Below are 21,727 nucleotides of genomic sequence, written 5' to 3'. Positions count from 1 at the left end.
TGTTTACAATTTATGTCAGTAGTTTGTTTTTTTGATTATTGAGATTATTTTGTTTATTAGATAGTGCGATACTTCTTGGAGTGGCTATGGCCAGTTTTGTTGGAAGTTTAAAAACAAGTGTTCTTGCACCGGCCATTTCGGTTGTGCGTAATCGTTCGTTGATACTTGCATTGAGCAAGCGTGAAGTGCTTGGGCGATATCGGGGCGCTAGTTTTGGCCTGTTGTGGTCGATATTAAGCCCTTTTTTGATGCTGTGTGTTTACGCTTTTGCATTCGGCAGCATTCTTAATAGCCGCTGGCCTCAACCAGCCGGTTCGGTCAACAGTTTTGCGATAATTCTTTTTGTTGGCCTTATCGTTCATGGCTTTTTTGCGGAGTGTTTCACTCGTGCCCCAATGCTGATTACCAGCAATGTAAGTTACGTTAAGAAAGTTATTTTTCCTATTGAGATACTTCCTTGGCCGATGGTGGTCTCGGCGTTGTTTCATACCTTTATGAACGTTGTAGTCCTAATCGTGCTGAGGCTGGCAGTCGATCATCAATTTTCCTGGACTATTGTCCTTTTGCCGGTGGTGTTTTTGCCCTTGGTCATATTGATGTTGGGGGTTGGCTGGTTTCTTTCAGCTCTGGGTGTTTATATTCGGGATATCAGTCAGGTTACGGGAGTGTTGTCCACTGCACTATTGTTCACTTCTTCAGCTGTCGTTCCGGTTAATGCTATTCCAGAACAATATCGATTTGTATTTTCGCTCAATCCATTGACCTTTATTATCGATCAGGCTCGAGAGGTTTCTCTTTGGGGGGGGATGCCTGATTGGGCCGGATTAGGGCTGTATGCCTTGGCCAGTTCGCTGTTTGCATTGGTCGGATATACGTGGTTTTCGGCGACAAGAAGGGGGTTTGGTGATGTGCTCTGACGCTGCGGTAATTGTGAGCAATTTAAGTAAAAGCTTTCCTGTGTATGACAAACCCCACCATCGACTTCTGCAGATGCTTTCTCCAGCAAGTAAGAAAAAGATTTGGTTCAGGGAGTTTCATGCTTTAAAAAACATCAGTTTTGAAGTCAAGCGTGGAGAAACGTTTGGGATTGTCGGTCGTAACGGCTCCGGTAAGTCAACTTTACTGCAGCTAATTTGCGGTACGCTATTTCCTAGTCAAGGTGCGATAAAGGTTAACGGGCGAATCGCTGCATTACTTGAGTTGGGTGCTGGTTTCAATCCAGACTTTACCGGGCGTGAGAATGTTTACTTGAATGGTTCTGTACTTGGTCTTTCCAAGGAAGAGATCGATTCACGATTTGAGGCAATCGCAGCATTTGCCGATATCGGTGATTTTATAGAGCAACCGGTAAAGAGTTATTCAAGCGGAATGTATGTCCGTTTGGCTTTCTCCGTAGCTATCAATGTGAGCCCGGATTTACTCATTGTAGATGAGGCGCTGGCCGTTGGTGACGAAGCTTTTCAGCGTAAGTGTTTTGCACGTATTCAGCGTCTAAGGGATGAAGGTTCTACTATCCTGTTCGTATCTCATTCTGCCGGGATTGTAACCGAGCTTTGTGACCGAGCTGTTCTTCTGGACAAAGGGGAGTTACTCGCCCTAGGCGGTCCAAAGTCGGTTGTCTCTAAGTATCACAAATTAATCTATTCTCCTGCTGACTCTGTGGAAGCGCTGAGGGCAGAGATAAAATTGCAAGTGAATGATGACTTGCAAGATTCTGACAAGTTTGTTTCGGTCGCCGATAGAGTCGACTCAAAGTTGGTAATCAGTGCTAAGAAAGATGCTGAGACTAAAGAAGGCGCTTATTATGATGAGGGCATGGTCCCGCAAAGCACACTAAGCTATAAGTCCAACGGTGTGTCCATAAATAATTCTCAGATTGAAACTCTTGACGGTCGCCGAGTCAATGTGATTCAGGAAGGTGAGGCCTATAATTTTGTGTACGAAGCAGAGTTTGCAGAGTCTGCCGAGAAGGTAAGATTCGGTATGATGATTCGTACTACATCCGGACTGGAACTGAGCGGTGCAGTTAGTTCCACGATCCAAAACGCGATAGATGTAGTAGAAAAGGGTACTCGAGTCAAGGCTGTTTTTCCTTTTGTCTGCCAGTTAATGCCTGCAATGTATTTTTTGAACGCCGGGGTGTTGGCTGTTCTAGATGGACAAGAGCAGTTCTTGGATCGAAAAATTGATGTCGGAATGTTTCGGGTGCTGCCTAATCCATCGCGCCTTTCTACCGGTTTGACAGATTTGGTTGAATCGCCCGATTTATGGTTCTCCTCTATAGATTTGGCGGTAACTCATCATGAATAACCCTACAGCGATTTTGGTGTTGGGAATGCCACGTAGCGGTACCTCGGCAGTAACCCGTGTGCTCAATTTACGCGGGGCGGCGTTGTCGGGAAACTTGTTGCCTGCAGCCAAACCGAACCCTAAAGGCTTTTTTGAAAGCGCGGATGCGTTGGCCATTCATGAGCGGCTACTAACGGCTTTAGGGCGTACCTGGTTTGATGTCAGTGAAATGCCTGAGGGGTGGCTTGAGCATCCAGCGACCCAGAAGGCACATGAAGAGCTGGTCGAGCTGGTTCGACGTGAATATAGCGACCAAACGCTTTGGATTATCAAAGAGCCGAGAATGTGTCGTATTGTTCCTCTATGGCTCAGAGTCCTTCGTTCGCTGAACATTGCGCCTCGTGCGTTACTGGTTACCCGTCATCCTGATGAGGTTGCGAGTTCTGTCGCTCGAATGGTCGGTGAGGAACAGTGGGGGCCCAGACATACTGAAATTTTGTGGCTTGAATACTTTTTTGAAGCTGAAAAAGCCACACGTGAAATTCCCCGATCGATAATTACTTATGATCAATTGTTGGCGGATTGGGCTGCCAGTGTGGAGCGGGTTGCAGCCGAACTGAAGCTTGAGTGGCCCGTTTCGATTGCAGACTCGAAGCAAGAAGTTGATGCTTACCTGGGGGTTGAGAATCGTCATCATGATCACAACTCAAACGCAGATCCACAACGCAAAGGGAGAACGTTTGCAGAGCGTGTGTATTCTGTGTGCAATGAAATGCAGAGTGATTATTGGCAGGTTATCGAAAACGCGCAGATCGAGTTTTCAGAAATGCTGGCTCTTTTTTCTTCTCCAATGCGCGAGGCAGTTAATAGAGCTCTTGAACAGCGAGATGAAGAGAAATTCTTGCAGCAGGCTGAGCTCGATGGGCTGAGGCAGCATCATAACGATGTTTTTTTTAAGCAACATGCCGAGTTGATCGAGCTGAAAAACTCGCAAAAAAAAATGGAGGAAGCGCTCTCCGAGAGCAAGGTGGAGATATCTAAATTGATAAATTCACTCAATGAAGTTTCATATGAGCTTGGGATCGTGGCTGCGCGAGAAGAAAGCTGTCAGCAGCAGTTGCGTGATGCCCAAGCGAGTTATACGGAGCTCCTTGCGCTTACAAGTAGCCGGACGTGGCTGGCAAAAAAACTATTTTCGATTGAAAAAAAATAAGCCTTATTTGAATTGGTGGTTATATGAAGCGCGTACTATTTTATCTTTTTTATGATGAGCAGGGTCAGGTTGATGACTATGTTACTCATAAATTGAAATCGCTGAAGGAAAGTATTGATACAATTTTTGTCGTGTCAAACTCTGCGCTGACAGTCGAGTCAAGAAAGAAGCTTGAAGATGTTGTTGATGTCGTTTATGTCCGTGAGAATATCGGTTTTGATGTTTGGGGATATAAAGAAGCGATGGAGACCTTTGGTCTCGATAAGTTAGAAGAATATGATGAACTGATTCTGATGAATTACACATTCTTCGGTCCGATTTTTCCGTTCTCTGAAACGTTTGAAAAAATGGACGCGATGGATTGCGATTTTTGGGGGATCACTGCGCATAAGGCTATGGTGCCTAACCCGTTCACTGGGCGTGATGAGCTTCCGCTTCATTTGAACTCGCACTGGATTGCAGTGCGTAAGAAAATGTTCACATCTCCGGAGTTCAAGCAATATTGGCGTGAGATGCCGATGATTAACTCCTATGTGGACTCTATTCTTCAGCATGAGTCTCGCTTTACTAAGCATTTTAGTGATTGCGGATTCAGCTTCGAGGTAACCTTTCCTGTAGAAGATTATCCAACCGAATACTCCGCGTTCCAGAGTATTGAGTTGATGTTTGAGAATCGCAGCCCAATTCTAAAGCGGCGCCCGTTTTTTCATGATCCGATATTTCTAGAACAAAACGCGATGACCCTGAAAGGGGTAATGAAAAAAATAGAAGAGGAAAGTGATTACGACACTTCTCTTATTTGGAAGAATGTTGTCCGCAGTACCCAGCCGCGAACGCTTCATACCAATATGGATTTGCTCGAGGTTCTTCCGGGTGAGGACTTTGAAGAATTGGATAGTAAGCCGCGCCGTATCGCGGTGCTGGCTCACTTGTATTATGATGACATGCTTGAAGAGGCTATGTCGTATATTACTAATATTCCATACGCATATGATCTTTATATTACTACTAGTGATGAGCAGAAGAAAAAGAATATCGAGCTTGCTCTACTGAAATATAATGTGAATAAATTTGAGGTGCGCGTTACCGAGGAGAATCGTGGAAGGGACATGGGCTCCCTGTTCATGACGCTTCGCGATGTTCTGTTGTCAGGTGAATATGACTATCTGTGCCGGGTTCATTCAAAAAAATCCCCGCAAAATGGTCATAATATGGCGTTGCTGTTCAAACAGCATATGTTTGACAACCTCTTGCACAGTCCAGGATATGTAAAGCGCGTTCTTGGGTTGTTTGAAAAAAATGAAAGTTTGGGGATGATTTTTCCTCCTGTTGTTCATATTGCCTACCCTACATTGGGGCACGCTTGGTTCGAGAACCGCAAGCCAGCGACGGAGTGGGCGAAAAAGTTAGGCATTACCACTGCATTTGATGACTCAACACCAATGGCGCCGTATGGAACGATGTTTTGGTTCCGGCCAGAGGCTATCAAGAAAATTTCAACCTATCCGTTCAAATGGTCCGACTTTGCTCCTGAGCCGAATCATATGGACGGCGGCCTGGCTCACGTACTAGAGAGGTTGCTAGGTTATTCAGTGATGAGTGATGGCTATCACTTGAGATGTGTCCTTAACACATATCAGGCATCGATCAACTATACGAAGCTGGAATACAAGCTTCAACGGCTTGGTTCTATGTTGCCTAACGGAAACATACAGTATCAAATTCAATGGTTGGATAAAGCCAAGGATGTTTGTAATCGCGTAGACCATTATTCTACAGCGAACAATACTTACGTGCCTCCTGTCGAGTGGCTGGATCAAGCGAGAGAGCTGCATGAGAAACTGGTAACATTCTTGCCAGGTGGGACGTTTCGTGAAAAGATGGGAGCTTTGGATCAGGCTCGAATCTTGAACGATAAATTGAACTCTTTCATGGGCGATTCGGATATTTTGACTCGCCTGCGTTGGGTAGATCGAGCGAAGCTGTCTGTTCAACGACGAGTATTGAATCGACTCGCATCGTTGTTCAGAGGTAAGTAAGCAGCAATGATAAATGGCGAATCTGACGGTTCGCCATTTATCATAAGTCTATGCATGTGCTTTTGCGTGATGAGTGCATATGGTTTATTTGAGAGCTTAATGGAATCAGATTGAATATGCGTAGAGTTGCTTTTTATCTTTTTTATGATAATGACGGAGTTGTGGATGACTATATAGTCTATAAGCTTCGTAAGCTTCGTGCGCACGTCGATACCATATTTTTTGTTTCTAACTCTAAAATTGCTACGGGTTCTTTAGAGAAAGTTGAGCAATTAGTCGATACTGTTTACTGCCGGGAAAATACTGGTTTTGATGTTTGGGCTTATAAAGAGTCGATAGAGAAGTTTGGCTGGGAAGAGCTGCGTCAGTACGACGAGGCGCTGTTTCTAAACTATACATTCTACGCTCCGATTTTTCCTTTTTCGGAACTGTTTGATTCGATGAATGAAGCGAACGTGGATTTTTGGGGGGTATCTGCTCACAATCAGATTTCGCCAAATCCATTTACCGGTAAAGGCGATTTGCCGTTTCATATCCAATCGCACTTCATCGCTGTTCGTAATAAAATGCTTTGCTCTGATAGCTTTTATAAATATTGGCATGAAATGCCAATGATAAACTCTTATGAGGAGTCTATTTTAAAGCATGAGGGGCGTTTTACCCAGTATTTCAAAGACTTGGGTTTTCAATGTGCTGTTTATTTAGATCCAGCGACCTACAATACCGATCATCCGGTTTTTTCTGAAATTGATTTAACCATCGAGCGACGTTCGCCGATTTTAAAGCGACGGCCTTTTTTTCACGATCCTGTCTTTCTCGAATCCCAGGCAATTGATGTCAAACGTGCCTTGGATTTTGTACGGGAGAAATCAGATTATGATGAAGGGTTGATCTGGAAAAACCTGATCCGTACCACGCCCTTGCGTACGATTTATACAAATATCGAGCAGTTGAGCATTCTTTCGGACTCTCATGCTAACTCCATTAGTCCTGGACTCTCCCTGAAGAGGGTCGCTGTTATCGCGCATATTTATTATGTCGATATGCTGGATGAGATAATGGACTTGGTAAAAAATATTCCGTTGGTCTGTTCATTATTTATCACTACTGATTCCGAAGAAAAGAAAACGCAGATCATCAATACGCTCGCCGGTTTGAGTTTTTGTGATTTTTCGGTATTGGTTTGCGCTTCCAATTTTGGCAGGGATACATCTGCATTATTTATTACTTGCCGCGATGTCGTGCTCCAAGGTGGATTTGATTATATTTGCAGGCTTCATAGCAAGAAGTCTCCGCAAGATGGCTGGGCCAAAGCGTCAATGTTCAAACGCCATCTGTTCGAGAACCTTCTTTCCAGTAATGAATATGTAACCAATGTGCTTGAGATGTTTGAAGCAGAGCCATGGGTGGGGGTTGCGATGCCGCCTGCAGTGCATATTGGTTATCCCACCTTAGGTCACGGATGGTTTCTCAATAGAGAACGAGCTGTGGACGTCGCCAGCAAAATTGGCTTGAACGTCCCTTTAGACATCGAGACACCCATCGCAACGTATGGCTCGATGTATTGGTTCAGGCCGGTTGCGTTGAGAAAGCTGTTTGAGCATGAGTGGAAGTGGAGTGACTTTGATGAAGAGCGCTATGGAGATGGAGATCTTCCTCATGTGCTTGAGCGGCTGATTACGTATTGTGCTCAAGATGCTGGTTTTATAAGTCGGTGTATAATGACGCCCGCACAGGCATCGAAGAATTACGTCAAGCTAGAATATAAAGTGCAGGCGCTATCTAGTTGCTTTCCTTCTGGAGACCTACGTGAGCAAATGCAAATCGCCAGAACGGCACGCTTTGCAGGGGGAGTAATAGTTTCTTTGAAACGTTCTATAATGTTCAGATTTCCACGGCTTGCACCACTTCTACGTAGTGGCTACCGTTGGGCGTTGAAAAAATAATAATGCTGAGAAGGTGTCGATCTCGCCACTCTCTTGCGTAGGCAACAGTGCCATCGTTACCAACTGGAAAGTAGATTATGGTTTTTAGTTCTTACCTATTCATTTTTCTGTTTTTGCCCGCATTTTTAATAGCTTACAAGCTAGTCGGGCATCGACTCAGAAATATTCTGATTCTGGTTGCAAGTCTGTTTTTTTACTACCTGGGCGACGCAAAAGGGGTCTGGATTCTCTTGGCTGCCATTGTCGGGAACTACGCTTTCGGTTACTTGATTGCGATATATCGACAACCGGGTGGCAGTGAAGGGGCCAATAAACTTGCCAGGATTTTTCTTATTCTTGGTCTGTTTTTCAACTTGTCGGTATTAGGATACTTCAAGTACATTGGTTTTATTACCCAGAATATCAATATCATCGCTGAAAAGTTTGGGCATCCGTCAGCGGTTCCGGTCATATCCGTCCTTCTCCCCCTAGGCATCAGTTTTTTTGTTTTTCAAGGCATCAGCTATTTGGTCGATGTGTACCGTGGCACCATTCAGGCAACCAAAAGTCTATTGATTTTCGGTACATTCAAGTCGTTGTTTCCGCAACTTATTGCCGGGCCTATTGTCCGTTACCGTGATATCGCAGCAGAGCTTCCGGATCGATCTGTCAACCCCGATATGGTCGTTGAAGGGATCACCCGATTTGTTATCGGCTTTGCAAAAAAAGTGTTGTTGGCTGATACCTTCGCAATTACCGCTGACGCGATATTCGCACTGCCCTCGTCCGAACTGAATTTCGGCACGGCGTGGTTGGGCGCTGCCAGTTATACGTTGCAAATATACTTCGACTTTTCCGCTTATTCCGACATGGCTATCGGATTAGGTTTGATGATGGGGTTCCGGTTTCCGGAAAACTTCAACTACCCTTATAAGGCAGCGTCTATTCGCGACTTCTGGCGCCGCTGGCATATGACCTTGTCCGGGTGGTTTCGCGATTACGTCTATGTGCCTTTGGGCGGGAACCGAACTGGCGCTGCTCGAACTTACGTAAATCTTATGGCGGTTTTCATTCTGACAGGGTTATGGCACGGCGCTTCATGGACTTTCGTTGCCTGGGGCCTATGGCATGGTCTTTTCCTTGTTATCGAGCGCTTCACCAATATGGAGGGCCGCGGAATACCTTTCGTGCTGCGTTGGTTATATACCCTTGCAGTGGTGGTTTTCGGCTGGGTACTGTTCCGCTCTGAAACATTCGAGCATGCGTTCCACATGAGTGCCTTGATGTTGAACCTCCGAAGCGGCCCGGAAAATTACGTAGTCGCCGAGTATATGAGCAACGGATTGTTATTGGCCTTGGTTGCCGGGGCAATTCTCAGCTTCCCGGTCTATAGATGGCTGTGTGATCGTCTATCATCCAGTCAACGACTTGTTGTTGGCGTATTTGGACTCGGTTCACTCTTCCTGCTTGCAAGCATGAAAGTTCTTTCCGGTGCATACAGCCCTTTTCTCTACTTCCGGTTTTAATATATGAGATCAATATTTACCCCACGGGTCATCATTGGGTTGTTCATGCTCGCCCTGTGCGTGCCCGGCATTGCGGTGATGTTTTCTCCCCAATTCGCTCCTGCGATCAAATCCATCATCAAGCATCCTGGTGAATGGGCAAATCTGAGGGATGGAATTCGCAGAACCACACCGCTTTGGAACAACGCCGTCGAGGGCTACTCGAGTTTTCTTTACGCTCTCGGGACGACTAATGACAAGGCTATTGCTGTTGTGGGGCGTGACGGTTGGGTTTTTCTTGGGGACTTCTTCAACAAAAACATGTCACAGGCTCTCGGACGTCGTCACTATAATGAAGTTGAGCTGAGCGCCTGGAACGGCACGGTTGGGGGCCAAGAACAATGGTTGGCTCATCGCAATATCCCGATGTTGTTTGTTGTCGCGCCAGCCAAGTGGTCTATTTATCCGGACAAGCTCCCTCAGTGGTCCGAAGGACGCATTGGCACTCACATATTCGATCAGTTACTAAGTTCGCCGCAGCATCTGCCGTTGATTGATCTGCGTCCAAGTCTGCAACAGGCTCGCTCAATTGGAGATACCTATTCCCCATTCAATAGTCATTGGACGGATTTTGGCGCTTGGGTAGGCTGGAAGGAAATCAGCAAAAAGCTGGCCACCCTCAATCCGAAATTTATGGATCTGTACGTTCCTCCAGCTGATGGTGCTGTCGTCAATCCTAATTACGGTAGTGAATTCAAGGCAATGATCAGCCTGCCGGAACCCAATCCTTGGACGATGCCCAAGCTGGCTTCTCCTTTGCCTGAATTTGCGATTGTGGCTGATGACGGCTCGGCTCAGGTCGTGCCTGGCAGTACGCACACAGGTCTATTGGATCTACCGAGAAATACTCGCAATGAATCGGCGAAAAAACGCTTGAGAGCGTTGGTATTGCGGGATTCGATGGGTGACTCACTGTCGCCATATTTGCAAGCGGCTTTTTATGAAACGATTCAAGTTCGGCATAACATCGACAATCAGTCGCTCGCTCCCAATGTTCCGGCTCTGATTGAAAAGTACAAACCGGATGTTGTGCTCTACGTGATGACTGAGCGTCATCTCGATAACGTTTTGAGCGAGAGTTACTTGTGGTTATCCGCTAATAACTATGATCTTGCTGTGAGCCAGGGCGCCCGTGTCAACGTGGCCAATGAATCCCCAGCCCTCACCACGAGCGGTAATTTGGATCTGAAGGGGCCCTTCGCTCTTACGTGGGCGGATTCGTCGAAAGGGTTGCGCACTGTGCGGGTTTCCCTGAAGGCAAGCGCCTCAGGCATACTCAAGATTCAAGGGGTGAAGGACGGGCGACCGGTGGAGTTTGCCGAGCGCTACGCGCAGGGAGATAATGAACTCTTTTTGAGCCTGACCTCCGAGGTTGAGGGGGCTCAAGTCAGTTTTGAAAATATGGATCCTTCTGTTCAGGTGAGCTTGGGCAAGGTTTCCATGGTTGTGCAGGACGCGAAGTAATTTTTTTGAATCAAGATCAGGAGTGGTTAATGAGCAAGACATGTCTAGTTACCGGTGGCGCAGGCTTTATTGGCTGTGCTTTGTCTCCTTTGTTGGCCGGGCAATTCAGCCGAGTTGTTGCTTTCGACAATCTCCACCCTCAGGTGCATCCAAGCGCAGAGCGTCCGGCGGCACTGGATTCGCGTGTTGAGTTTGTGAAGGGCGATGTCACCTGTCCTGAGGACTGGGATCGGGTCTTGAAAGACTTTGCTCCCGACGTTGTTATTCATTTGGCAGCAGAAACAGGTACCGGCCAATCGTTGATGGAGGCGAGCCGCCACGCTCATGTCAACGTCACCGGTACGACCCAAATGCTGGATGCGCTCGTGCGCAACAATCCGGAAGCGTTGCCTGAACGCATCGTTCTGACTTCCAGCCGTGCCGTTTATGGTGAAGGCGCATGGAAAGATGCCAACGGTGCAATCGTTTACCCGGGCCAGCGTTCCCGCGAGCAGCTAGAGCGCGCTGAGTGGGATTTCCCAAGTCTCAAGGCTTTGCCATTTAACTCTCATACCACAACACCTGATCCAACAAGTGTTTATGGTGCAACCAAGCTTGCTCAAGAGCATATCCTCAGCTCCTGGTGCCTTGCACTGGGTGTGACGCCTGTAATGTTGCGTCTGCAAAACGTTTACGGCCCGGGTCAGTCGCTGATCAACTCTTATACCGGTATTGTTTCCCTGTTCGCGCGTATGGCGAAGGAAGGGAAGAGCATTCCGGTCTATGAAGATGGCGTCATTATTCGAGACTTCGTTTTTATCGACGATGTGGCTAACGCAATTTTTGCTGCGACCATCCACTCCGACGGTACCACCAAGCCTTATGACGTAGGTTCGGGCGAAGCGACTAGCGTAGCCCAGTTGGCGGATATCATTTCTCGCTACTACAAAGCTCCTGAGCATCACATCAATGGCAAGTATCGTCATGGTGATGTGCGTCACGCTTCTTGCACCATTGAGGAGACCAAGGAAGTTCTGAACTGGTCGCCAAAGATTATGGTTGAAGAGGGTGTACACATCCTTTGCAAGTGGATTGATGATGGCGCTCAAGCCTGAAATCGTCTGATATGAATGAAGGGTGATCCACTGATCACCCTTTTTTTCTGGTTTTTCTACGCTGGCACTATTGCCAGTGCACTACCTTTCAAACTTCTGACATACATTCAATGCTACCGAACGTGCAGCCACACGCAATTCGGGAACCGCAGTAAGCTCCCAGTGATCGGCTTTTAACATAGGGCCGACATAGCTTAGCCAGTCATTAGGCTCCCCATGAGTGTTCTTCAGATAGTAATGCTCATTTACACAAACGCCCAATCCCAAGGTGTCCGAAACGACCAATCCCTTCTTCAATAGCTTTTTGATAAGCGGGCTTTTCGTTTTTTCTGGGTTGGAAGTGGGACCTGTGCAGTTCACAACCAGGTTGACTGTCAGTAATCGATTTGATGCCTTGCGTCGTTCCTTTATCACTGCAGTCACAGAACCGTTCACGACATCCATCGAGACAATGCGTCCGGCCAGTGGGATTAGTTGGCCACGATTCAGCGCATCTTCAAATATCTGGAACGTGTCCGGCGCGACCCTGTGGCGATGTACGTCCCAATAGCTTTGGAGATGGCGCAGGAATCGCCGACGTTCGGTGTCGGGAAGACGTCTCCAGAGCTCTGCTGTCACGGGGCGAATCGATGCGATGATATCTCGCCAGTCAATCTGTTCATTCAGTCCGGTTTTTATCGCATTTCGGATGATTTTCAGATAGCCAAGTATTGATGGCTTTGACTCAAGAAGGCGATTACGCGTGTGCGTGTGATCCGTATGTTGACCTCTCGCGACACGATGAGATTTGGGTAATAAGCCACGTCGCGAAAGCATGTAGACTTTGCCGGTATGCTTTGACTTCATCAAGTTGCTGATGACATCTATTGCCGTGAGTCCGCCTCCGATCAAGAGTATTGGCTCATCCTTCTGGATTTTTGAGTCAGCTCGCTGCTCCCAGGGATCCTGCTGATAGTAGTGCGTTTCGCTCACGGACCCGAGGCCCGATGGGTTGCTGGGAGGGAAATGTCCGAAAGCCAACGTGACTTGATCAGCTTTGAATATCTCTCCCGAGTCTAATTCAATGGTGGCCCCTTGACCGTTAGGCGTCAGGCTGACAACTTCGGCACTGATCTGAGTTGTTTTGACGCGAGGAGACGAACGTTCAATCGCCCGATTGAGCAAGTGTTCGAGATAGTCGCCATACACTTTCCGCGAAACAAACGAGCCTGCCGTCACTTCCATGTTGCGCTCGATGCAATACTTCAGGAAGGAATCTGGCTCGTCTGCAAGGGCTGTCATATTGCCGGCTGGTACATTTAAAAGATGCAGTGGACTATTGGTGCCATAAGCGAGCCCGCGAGCAATCAGTCCAGACCGGTTGATGATGAGCAGTTGAGCTTCGTGTTGTACTCGATTCAAAAATTCGATAGCAGCGACGGTTCCGCTGAAGCCTGCTCCAACAACGACGTATGTGTTCATGCTTCCAGGTTTTCTTGAAGGACAGCGAGAATGCGCTGAACTGAATTTTCGAGGTCCTCTTCAAGTGTGTTGATTCTTATCTTGGGCGCAAGAGGAGTTTCATAGGCTGAATCAATTCCAGTGAAGTTCTTGATCAGTCCCTGTCTTGCTTTTCCGTACAAGCCTTTCGGGTCGCGTCGCTCACACTCGGTCAAAGGTGTATCGATATGGACTTCAATGAAGTTTTGATCGCCAATGACGCTACGGGCCAAGTCTCTATCACGCCGGAAGGGTGAAATGAATGCAGTTATTACGATAAGTCCGGCATCTAGAAATAGTTTTGAAACTTCCGAGATTCTTCGAATGTTCTCTTCACGGTCTTGATCGGAAAATCCAAGATCACTGCATAGACCTAGCCTAACGTTATCTCCGTCAAGAAGATAAGTGTGTCGTCCGGCGTTTAATAGGGCCAGCTCCAAAGCGTTGGCAATGGTTGATTTGCCTGCACCACTCAAGCCTGTCAGCCATATAACGATAGGCCTCTGCCCTTTAAGGGCTGTTCGATTTTCAGATGTTACCACTTGAGGCGGTGAGGTAAGATTTCTGATCATGATATCTCTTTTACAACGAATTGGTTACAAGCGGCGGATTTATTTGATAATCAAACAGTATGTATTACTAATGTTTTGTAGAAAGCTTACATTTATTCTGAATAGCATTTCGAATGACCTCAAGTGTAGCTGATGTCCCTCTGTGTCTCAATTTCATTTCCGTTTTTTTACGCCCTGATTCCTGTCAAAATATGACATTCTGTGCATCAAAGGTTACATTTCAGTTGTCAGAGTTGCGGAATATTGGTGCGAGCGTCTTCGGTCGTGGTGGGCTGGCAACCAATTTGAGTTCACCTAGAGTCCTGGTAGACGGTTACAATGTGAAACGCTGACCTTGGTGAAAGGAGTGGGCACTAAGCCATTATGCTAATGGATAAAATTCGATCTTTTTTGTTGGGGTTGCCGCGGCGCAAGAAACGCCTGATACAGGTTGCCACCGACGTCGTTCTTGTGTGGGGCGCGCTCTGGCTCGCGTTCATCGTTCGTCTGGGCATAGACGACATGTACAACCCCTTGAAAGTTCATTTCTGGCTCTTCGCTTGCGCACCGATCATCGCCATCCCGCTTTTTATCCGTTTTGGCATGTACCGTGCTGTCATGCGATATTTCGGCAACGATGCGCTCATCGCGATCATCAAGGCCGTAAGTCTTTCCTCTCTGTTTCTGGCTCTGGTGGTTTATTGGTATAGCAACCACGAGGCTGTAGTTCCCCGGTCTATCGTTTTCAACTATTGGTGGCTTAGTCTTGTCATCATCGGTGGTTTACGCCTGTGCATGCGTCAGTACTTCATGGGGGACTGGTTCACGGCGGCCCAACACGTACCCTTTACGTCCCGGGATGACGGTCTGACGAAGGTAGCTATCTACGGTGCCGGCGTTGCGGGTAACCAACTGGTCGCCGCGTTGCGCATGGGGCGCACCATGCGCCCTGTAGCGTTCATAGATGACGACTCCAGCATTGCCGATCGTTCAATTTCAGGTCTGCAGGTTTACAAACCCAAGCATATTCAGCAGATGATCGACGCCACCGGGGCGCAGGAAATCCTTCTCGCGCTCCCGTCCTCGACGCGTGCTCGACGCAGGGAGATTCTGAATCTGCTGGAAGTCTTCCCCCTTCATATCCGCAGCGTTCCCAATTTCACGGATCTGGCTAGCGGTCGAGTAAAGGTTGAAGATATTCAGGAAGTGGACATTGCCGATCTGCTTGGACGAGATTCGGTGCCAGCACAGCCAGACCTGCTGGAGCGTTGTATCAAAGGCAAAACAGTAATGGTCACCGGTGCCGGTGGTTCAATCGGTTCGGAGTTGTGCCGACAGATTTTCTCACTGGAACCGAAGACGCTACTGTTGTTTGAGCACAGCGAATTCAACCTTTACAGCATTTTGACCGAGTTGGAGCAGCGTGGGTCTCGGCAGTCGGTTTCTGTGCGGTTGTTGCCGATCCTGGGCTCCATTCGTCATCAGGACAAGCTGCTCGATGTGATGAAGACCTGGAAAATTGACACCGTCTACCATGCGGCAGCTTACAAGCATGTGCCGATGGTGGAGCACAACATTGCCGAGGGTGTCCTCAATAACGTATTCGGAACCCTCAATACCGCTCAGGCGGCGCTTCAGTCCGGGGTCTCGAATTTTGTCCTGATTTCTACAGACAAGGCTGTGCGGCCGACGAATGTCATGGGCAGCACCAAACGTCTGGCCGAGTTGATCCTCCAGGCGCTGAGTCGGGAGGTTGCCCCAGTGATGTTCGGTGACAAGGCCAACGTTTCCCGGGTCAATAAAACCCGCTTCACCATGGTTCGGTTCGGTAATGTTCTAGGATCGTCGGGCTCAGTGATTCCGTTGTTTCACAGTCAGATCAAATCCGGTGGCCCGCTGACAGTCACTCATCCCCGGATCACCCGCTATTTCATGACCATTCCCGAGGCTGCGCAACTGGTCATCCAGGCAGGCTCGATGGGGCAGGGCGGGGATGTATTTGTCCTGGACATGGGCGAGCCGGTAAAAATCGTCGAATTGGCGGAGAAAATGATTCACCTGTCGGGATTGAGCATTCGTTCTGAGCGTAATCCACAAGGAGACATCTCCATTGATTTTACGGGGCTTCGTCCGGGAGAGAAGCTGTACGAAGAGTTGCTGATCGGTGATAACGTGGCTGCCACACCGCACCCGATGATCATGAGTGCTAGCGAAGATCATTTGCCGTGGGACTTGCTCAAGCTTCGTTTGACGGATTTGCTGGTTGCCGTCGAGCAGGATGATTATGCCCGCGTCCGCCAGCTCCTGCGCGAAACCGTCAGCGGTTACACACCTGACGGCGATATCGTCGACTGGATCTACCAGCAGCGCCGCCTCGAACCCTGATTGTTTCACATCCTGTAATAGACGCATTTTTGACACCAGCCAACCATGGCCTAAGTTTGGAGAGCAGCTTTGGAAAAGCTGCTTTCTCAATCGATGTCATGGAGCGTCATTTATGCGTAACGGTTTTTTCTACTCTCTGGTTTTTGCTCTGCTCACCAGTGCTTCAATTGCTGTAATTGCGGCACCTTCCGTTGTCCCTCATACGGAGAGCGCAACGATGGTGAGCGACGCTATGGCGACGTCTCCGAGTGAAAAAGTCGATCTGAACGGTGCCGATGCCGCGACTCTGCAAAAGCAATTATCCGGAGTAGGCGAGGCGAAGGCCAAAGCGATTGTTGCGTATCGTGATGCTAATGGGCCATTTGCCTCGGTGGATGAGTTGCTGGAAGTCAAGGGCATCGGCAAGGCGATCCTGGATCGCAATCGCGAGAAGCTGGAAGTGAACTAAGCTGATTATTCAACACTCAGGGGCCGGTCATTGACCGGCTTTTCTGTTTTCGGGTGCCAGAGATTAGGCGAAGGGAGCCTTGTTGCGTTTGTCGGCAAGCTGAAAATTATGGGTGTCATATTACCTTTGGATTATGCCTATAATAATTTCCGTTGCCTCCAGGTCAGTGAGCGTTGGAGGCCAATATCCCGATGTGTTTCAGGAGCGCCCTCATGAGTTCGGTTCAGTCTCAAGGTACAGCCCTCGTCACCGGCGCTTCATCCGGTATCGGTGCCGTTTACGCGCAGCGGTTGGCAGCGCGAGGTTTTGATTTGTTGTTGGTCGCCCGTGACCAGCAACGTCTGGAAAGCGCCGCAAGCCAGCTGCGCGAGGCCCATGGCGTCCAGGTTGAAGTGCTCAAAGCCGATCTGACACAAAAGGATGATCTGCTGAAACTCCAGCAGCGCCTGCGCAGTGATTCGAGCATCAGCCTGTTGCTGAACAACGCCGGAGTGGGGGCCGATGGTCTGCTGGCCAATTCCGACGCCGAGCAACTGGAGCGGCTGATCCAGTTGAATGTCACCGCCGTAACCCTTCTGGCGTCGGCGGCTGCCGCCAGTTTCACGAAGGCCGGTCGTGGCACGATCATCAACATCGCTTCCGTGGTCGCATTGTTTCCGGAGCGTTTCAATGCCGCCTACAGTGCCAGCAAGGCTTATGTACTGAGCCTTACTCAAACGCTGAATGCGGAGCTCGAAGGCACCGGCGTCAAGGTACAAGCGGTATTGCCCGGCATTACCCGCACCGAAATCTGGGAGCGCTCCGGCATCGACGCCAGCGGCATTCCGGCGGAGATGGTGATGGAGGCCGGCGAAATGGTCGACGCGGCGCTGGCCGGTCTGGATCAGGGCGAGTTGATTACCATCCCGTCACTGCCTGACGAAAACGAATGGCAGGCGTTTGTGCGTGCACGGCATGTCATGGCACCGAATCTGTCGCGCAGCGCGGCGGCCCAACGTTACAAAAATTGATCAGAGGTAACTGCGGTATGAGTCAGCGTCGAATTGTTGTCACGGGTATGGGTCTGGTTTCCCCTTTGGGGAGTGATCTCGACATTGTCTGGCAGCGTTTGCTGGCCGGACGCTCCGGTCTGCGCAATTTGCCGGACGCAGTGAGCGCCGATCTGCCAACCCGGGTCGGCGGTATCGTGCCGACCGTGGCGGAGGACGCCGAGGCCGGTTTCGATCCGGACCTTGCCACGCCACCCAAAGAGCAGAAGAAAATGGATCGCTTCATTCTGTTCGCCATGGAGGCCGCGCGGCAGGCGTTGGCGCAGGCCGGGTGGCATCCGTCCCAGGAGCGGGATCAGGAGCGCACCGCGACGATCATCGGCTCCGGTGTGGGCGGGTTCGGTGCGATAGCCGATGCGGTACGCACCACCGACAGTCGCGGCCCGCGTCGTCTGTCGCCGTTCACCATTCCATCGTTTCTGGTCAATCTGGCGGCTGGACACGTGTCGATTCAGCACGCGTTGAAAGGTCCGTTGGGCGCACCGGTGACCGCCTGCGCCGCCGGGGTTCAAGCGATCGGCGATGCGGCACGGATGATTCGTGCCGGTGAAGCGGATATCGCTGTTTGCGGCGGGGCAGAAGCTTGCATCGATCGGGTCAGTCTGGCCGGTTTTGCCGCGGCGCGAGCATTGTCCAGTGGTTACAACGATACCCCCGAGCGCGCTTCGCGACCGTTTGATAGTGGTCGCGATGGTTTCGTGATGGGCGAGGGTGCCGGCCTGCTGGTGATCGAGTCACTGGAGCATGCGCTGGCCCGGGGGGCGAAGCCCTTGGCCGAACTGGTCGGTTACGGCACCACTGCCGATGCGTATCACCTCACTGCCGGGCCGGAAGATGGCAGCGGTGCTCGTCGGGCGATGGCACTGGCGTTGGCTCAGGGTGGTATCACGCCGGACCAGGTGCAGCATCTCAATGCACATGCGACTTCCACGCCGGTCGGTGATCTCGGCGAATTGGCCGCCATCAAGACGTTGTTCGGCACGGAGAACAAGATCGCCGTGACGTCGACCAAGTCGGCCACGGGGCATTTGCTGGGGGCCGCGGGCGGGCTGGAAGCGATCTTCACCCTATTGGCCATTCGCGATCAGATCGTGCCGCCGACGCTCAATTTCGAGAACCCGGATCCAGCGAGCGCGGGTGTAGATATTGTCCATGGCCAGGCGCGTTCAATGCCGATCGAATATGCCTTGTCCAACGGTTTCGGCTTTGGCGGGGTGAACGCCAGCGTGCTGTTCAAGCGTTGGCAGGCTTAGTCCTGTGACTGCTTGAGGTGATTGCGGGTGACGTCGAGGAGGTGTTGGGCACACTCGGCGTCGGCGACACTGCGTGACAGCAGCAGCGCGCCGACCAGCGTCGACATGATGACGATGGCCTGATCGGCGCGGTTGTCGCCTTGCAGAGTGTTTGCGATCTGAGCCAGTCGGTTGTTGAGTACCTGATCACTGGTCGGGCTTGGCTGGCCGCGCAGGCCCAGTTCTGAAGAGATGGTCAGCAGCGGGCAGCCTTCGTGCGGGGAGGTCTGATGCCATTGGGACAGGTAGGTGTCGATAAAGGCGTGCAGCGGATTTTCCTGGGCAAAGATTTCGGCGCACAAGCCGTCGACTTGATCGCTGGCTGCTTGCAGGGCTTTTTCGACCAGTTCGTCCTTGGATTTGAAGTGTGAGTAAAAGCCGCCATGGGTCAGCCCGAGTGCCTTCATCAAGGGTTGCAGGCCGGTGCCACCGATGCCGTCCCTGCGAAACCGTGCCGAGGCTTCCTTGATGATGCGCTGATGGGTCTGAGCTTTATGATCTTGCGAGTAACGCATGAGGAACTCTCCGCAACAAGACCGCCATCTTAACCAAGGTAAATGACAGGGTGACTGTACTTCTACTTCTTAAAAACGTGCTGCTGAGTCCAACATGATCCTTATGTGCGAGTAACGGCTGCGAACCGTGCATTAAAAACAAACCCCGCCTGTTCCGGCGGGGTTTTCTGTTCAGCGATCCTGCGCGTCCTTGATATCCGCTTCGGCATTGCGCTGTGCAACGCGCTTGCGTTCTTCATCGGTCAGTTCGACCTTGTTGGCGGTGTCGCGCAGCATCATCAATCCGCCAACGATCGAGCCGATTGCAACGACCAGAATCAACCAGGCATACCAGGGCATAACGGCTCTCCTTAATGGCAGTTCGACGGACGAGGATTTCGCCAGCGACGCTGCATACCACTTTGAGCGAAGTGAGTTCGCAGTGGTTCCATTCTAGGCCGGTTATACCCGGTGTACCCGAAATCCCTGTAGGAGCTGCCGCAGGCTGCGATCTTTTGATCTTTAAAAATCGAAGATCGCAACCTCGTTTCACTCGACAGCTCCTACAAGGTAGCGGGGATTACAGACCGGTCAGCATCGCATCGGCCGGGGCGTCGGCGCGCAACTGCCCGGTGAGCAGGAAGTAGCCGAAGCCGACCGCCATGAAGCCCAGGAAAATCAGCCCGATCAGTGCGTTGAACCAGGCCATGGCGATCAGACACACCACGGCCAGCACCAGCGCAATCATCGGCACCAGCGGATAGCACGGTGCACGGAAAGTACGCTCAAGATTCGGCTCCGACTTACGCAGTTTGAACAGGCTGAGCATGCTCATGATGTACATCACGATGGCGCCGAATACGGCCATGGTGATCATCGCGGCGGTGAGAGTCATGCCGCCGAGGTTGATCAGGCCGTCGCTGTAGATCGCAGCAATGCCGATGATGCCGCCGGCGATGATCGCCCGGTGCGGCGTCTGGAAGCGCGACAGTTTCGCCAGCGAGGCCGGCAGGTAACCGGCGCGGGCCAGGGCGAAGAACTGACGTGAGTAGCCGAGGATGATCCCGTGGAAACTCGCCACCAGGCCGAACAGGCCGATCCACACCAGCATGTGCAGCCAGCCGGAGTTGTCACCGACCACAGTCTTCATCGCCTGCGGCAGGGGATCGTTGATGTTCGCCAGGGTGCGCCAGTCGCCGACGCCGCCGGCAAAAAACATCACGCCCATCGCCAGCAGTACCAAGGTCAGGATGCCGCTGATGTACGCCTTTGGGATTGTGCGTTTCGGATCCTTGGCTTCTTCGGCGGCCATCGCCGCGCCTTCGATGGCGAGGAAAAACCAGATTGCGAACGGAATCGCGGCGAACATCCCGGCAATCGCCGGCGCACCGAAAACGTCTGACCCGGCCCAGCCATTCAGGGCAAAACTGCTGAAGCTGAACGCCGGCGCGACCACGCCCATGAACACCAGCAATTCGATCACCGCCAGTACGCAGACAATCAGTTCGAACGTGGCAGCCAGTTTCACCCCGAGGATGTTCAGGGTCATGAACACGATGTACGCACCGACCGCGGCGTGTTTCGGATCGAGCGCCGGAAACTGCACATTCAGATAAGCGCCAATGGCCAGCGCGATTGCCGGCGGTGCAAAGACGAATTCGATCAGCGTCGCCAGCCCGGCGATCAGCCCACCTTTTTCGCCGAACGCCCGCCGACTGTAGGCAAACGGCCCGCCTGCATGGGGAATCGCAGTGGTCAGTTCGGTGAAGCTGAAGATGAAGCAGGTGTACATGGTGGCAACCATGAATGAGGTCACCAGAAAGCCCAGTGTGCCGGCCACGCCCCAGCCGTAGCTCCAGCCGAAATACTCACCGGAAATCACCAGCCCGACGGCGATACCCCACAAGTGCAAGGTGCCCAGCGTGGGTTTGAGTTGTGTGTTCATGCGCATGCTCCCTGAACGGTTTGGAAAGCTCGGGGGAAGGCGTTTGCAGTGGGCGTGCCATTACCGAGAAACAAGTCGTAATGAGTTGAATGCTGTCGTATCGGGGATGTTCGGGGTGGGATAGCTGCTTTTTGTGCGCCAGTTGGGTGCGTTGTCGCCAGTTATGGCGCTATCGCGAGCAGGCTCACTCCTACAGTTGAATGCATTCCAACTGTAGGAGTGAGCCTGCTCGCGATGGGGTCTGAACAAGCGCCGCTAAATCCTGCTGTAACGCCAGCATAAACCCACTCTTTACGCTTTCTTTATGCCCCGCTGCACCCCTCGGTCTCGTTCCTTTACAGCCTCCTTTCCGACAATGCCTCCACACGCGGCAATACGCCGTAACACGGAGATCTTCCATGAGCGTTCTGGACGGGGTGTCCCTGCTGTTGGCAGCCGGGCTGTTCATTTATCTGTTGGTTGCGCTGTTGCGCGCGGATCGGAACTAGGAGCGGC

At 50.8% G+C, this 21,727-nt stretch carries 18 protein-coding genes; 13 read left to right on the top strand and 5 right to left on the bottom strand.

What is annotated here, in order from left to right:
- The first annotated feature begins 86 nt into the window (after window positions 1-86).
- The 8 genes from NN484_RS16615 (at window position 87) to NN484_RS16580 (ending at window position 11,589) form a co-directional block, all read left to right on the top strand.
- Entirely contained in the window at window positions 87-917 is an 831-nt protein-coding gene (locus tag NN484_RS16615; RefSeq protein WP_215502012.1) for an ABC transporter permease, read from the top strand.
- A complete protein-coding gene (locus NN484_RS16610; protein ID WP_274657494.1) occupies window positions 907-2,310 on the top strand; it encodes an ABC transporter ATP-binding protein in 1,404 nt (467 codons plus the stop codon). The genes NN484_RS16615 and NN484_RS16610 overlap by 11 nt, the downstream gene beginning before the upstream one ends.
- Window positions 2,303-3,502: a sulfotransferase gene (locus NN484_RS16605; RefSeq protein WP_215502010.1), complete on the top strand. Its 1,200-nt coding sequence runs from the start codon at window positions 2,303-2,305 to the stop codon at window positions 3,500-3,502. The genes NN484_RS16610 and NN484_RS16605 overlap by 8 nt, the downstream gene beginning before the upstream one ends.
- A gap of 23 nt (window positions 3,503-3,525) precedes the next feature.
- The gene (locus NN484_RS16600; RefSeq protein WP_215502009.1) at window positions 3,526-5,541 is read left to right on the top strand and encodes a rhamnan synthesis F family protein; all 2,016 of its coding nucleotides are present in this window, start codon (window positions 3,526-3,528) and stop codon (window positions 5,539-5,541) included.
- Between the two features lie 116 nt (window positions 5,542-5,657).
- Window positions 5,658-7,487, top strand: a complete 1,830-nt coding sequence (locus NN484_RS16595) for a rhamnan synthesis F family protein (RefSeq protein ID WP_215502114.1) — start codon at window positions 5,658-5,660, stop codon at window positions 7,485-7,487.
- Between the two features lie 77 nt (window positions 7,488-7,564).
- Window positions 7,565-8,992 (top strand): MBOAT family O-acyltransferase, encoded by a 1,428-nt coding sequence (locus tag NN484_RS16590; protein ID WP_215502008.1) that lies wholly within the window; start codon window positions 7,565-7,567, stop codon window positions 8,990-8,992.
- A 45-nt stretch (window positions 8,993-9,037) separates the two neighbouring features.
- Window positions 9,038-10,495, top strand: a complete 1,458-nt coding sequence (locus tag NN484_RS16585) for an alginate O-acetyltransferase AlgX-related protein (RefSeq protein WP_215502007.1) — start codon at window positions 9,038-9,040, stop codon at window positions 10,493-10,495.
- A 29-nt stretch (window positions 10,496-10,524) separates the two neighbouring features.
- A complete protein-coding gene (locus NN484_RS16580; RefSeq protein ID WP_215502006.1) occupies window positions 10,525-11,589 on the top strand; it encodes an NAD-dependent epimerase/dehydratase family protein in 1,065 nt (354 codons plus the stop codon).
- Window positions 11,590-11,670: 81 nt separating this feature from the next.
- On the opposite strand, the gene NN484_RS16575 is transcribed toward NN484_RS16580, so the two are convergent.
- On the bottom strand, window positions 11,671-13,050 hold the full coding sequence (locus tag NN484_RS16575) for an FAD/NAD(P)-binding protein (protein ID WP_274657493.1): 1,380 nt from the start codon (window positions 13,048-13,050) through the stop codon (window positions 11,671-11,673).
- The gene (cysC, locus tag NN484_RS16570) at window positions 13,047-13,640 is read right to left on the bottom strand and encodes an adenylyl-sulfate kinase (RefSeq protein ID WP_215502004.1); all 594 of its coding nucleotides are present in this window, start codon (window positions 13,638-13,640) and stop codon (window positions 13,047-13,049) included. The genes NN484_RS16575 and cysC overlap by 4 nt, the downstream gene beginning before the upstream one ends.
- Before the next feature lie 369 nt (window positions 13,641-14,009).
- On the opposite strand from cysC, the gene NN484_RS16565 reads away from it, so the two are divergent.
- The 4 genes from NN484_RS16565 to fabF all read left to right on the top strand — a co-directional run bounded on the left by NN484_RS16565 (window position 14,010) and on the right by fabF (window position 18,754).
- The gene (locus NN484_RS16565; RefSeq protein ID WP_425518788.1) at window positions 14,010-16,004 is read left to right on the top strand and encodes a polysaccharide biosynthesis protein; all 1,995 of its coding nucleotides are present in this window, start codon (window positions 14,010-14,012) and stop codon (window positions 16,002-16,004) included.
- A gap of 112 nt (window positions 16,005-16,116) precedes the next feature.
- Window positions 16,117-16,452: a ComEA family DNA-binding protein gene (locus NN484_RS16560; RefSeq protein ID WP_215502002.1), complete on the top strand. Its 336-nt coding sequence runs from the start codon at window positions 16,117-16,119 to the stop codon at window positions 16,450-16,452.
- A gap of 212 nt (window positions 16,453-16,664) precedes the next feature.
- Window positions 16,665-17,462: an SDR family NAD(P)-dependent oxidoreductase gene (locus tag NN484_RS16555; RefSeq protein ID WP_215502001.1), complete on the top strand. Its 798-nt coding sequence runs from the start codon at window positions 16,665-16,667 to the stop codon at window positions 17,460-17,462.
- A 17-nt stretch (window positions 17,463-17,479) separates the two neighbouring features.
- Window positions 17,480-18,754 carry a beta-ketoacyl-ACP synthase II gene (fabF, locus tag NN484_RS16550; protein WP_274657492.1) on the top strand — a complete coding sequence of 425 codons (1,275 nt, stop codon included), beginning with the start codon at window positions 17,480-17,482 and terminating at the stop codon, window positions 18,752-18,754.
- On the opposite strand, the gene NN484_RS16545 is transcribed toward fabF, so the two are convergent.
- From NN484_RS16545 to eat, 3 genes are all read right to left on the bottom strand, one after another.
- Window positions 18,751-19,308 (bottom strand): TetR/AcrR family transcriptional regulator, encoded by a 558-nt coding sequence (locus NN484_RS16545; RefSeq protein WP_274657491.1) that lies wholly within the window; start codon window positions 19,306-19,308, stop codon window positions 18,751-18,753. The two genes, fabF and NN484_RS16545, sit on opposite strands and share 4 nt — an antisense overlap.
- A 171-nt stretch (window positions 19,309-19,479) precedes the next feature.
- Entirely contained in the window at window positions 19,480-19,647 is a 168-nt protein-coding gene (locus NN484_RS16540) for a DUF2897 family protein (RefSeq protein WP_003226857.1), read from the bottom strand.
- 220 nt (window positions 19,648-19,867) lie between these two features.
- Window positions 19,868-21,232 carry an ethanolamine permease gene (gene eat / locus NN484_RS16535; RefSeq protein WP_127648792.1) on the bottom strand — a complete coding sequence of 455 codons (1,365 nt, stop codon included), beginning with the start codon at window positions 21,230-21,232 and terminating at the stop codon, window positions 19,868-19,870.
- A 398-nt stretch (window positions 21,233-21,630) separates the two neighbouring features.
- Between eat and kdpF the strand changes: the two genes are divergently transcribed.
- Window positions 21,631-21,720, top strand: a complete 90-nt coding sequence (gene kdpF, locus NN484_RS16530; protein ID WP_007963673.1) for a K(+)-transporting ATPase subunit F — start codon at window positions 21,631-21,633, stop codon at window positions 21,718-21,720.
- The last annotated feature ends 7 nt before the right edge of the window (window positions 21,721-21,727 follow it).

Source organism: Pseudomonas serboccidentalis (genome assembly GCF_028830055.1).
Taxonomy (GTDB): domain Bacteria; phylum Pseudomonadota; class Gammaproteobacteria; order Pseudomonadales; family Pseudomonadaceae; genus Aquipseudomonas; species Aquipseudomonas serboccidentalis.
Note: the sequence above shows the minus strand (reverse complement) of the source record. Positions and strands in the feature narration are given on the sequence as shown.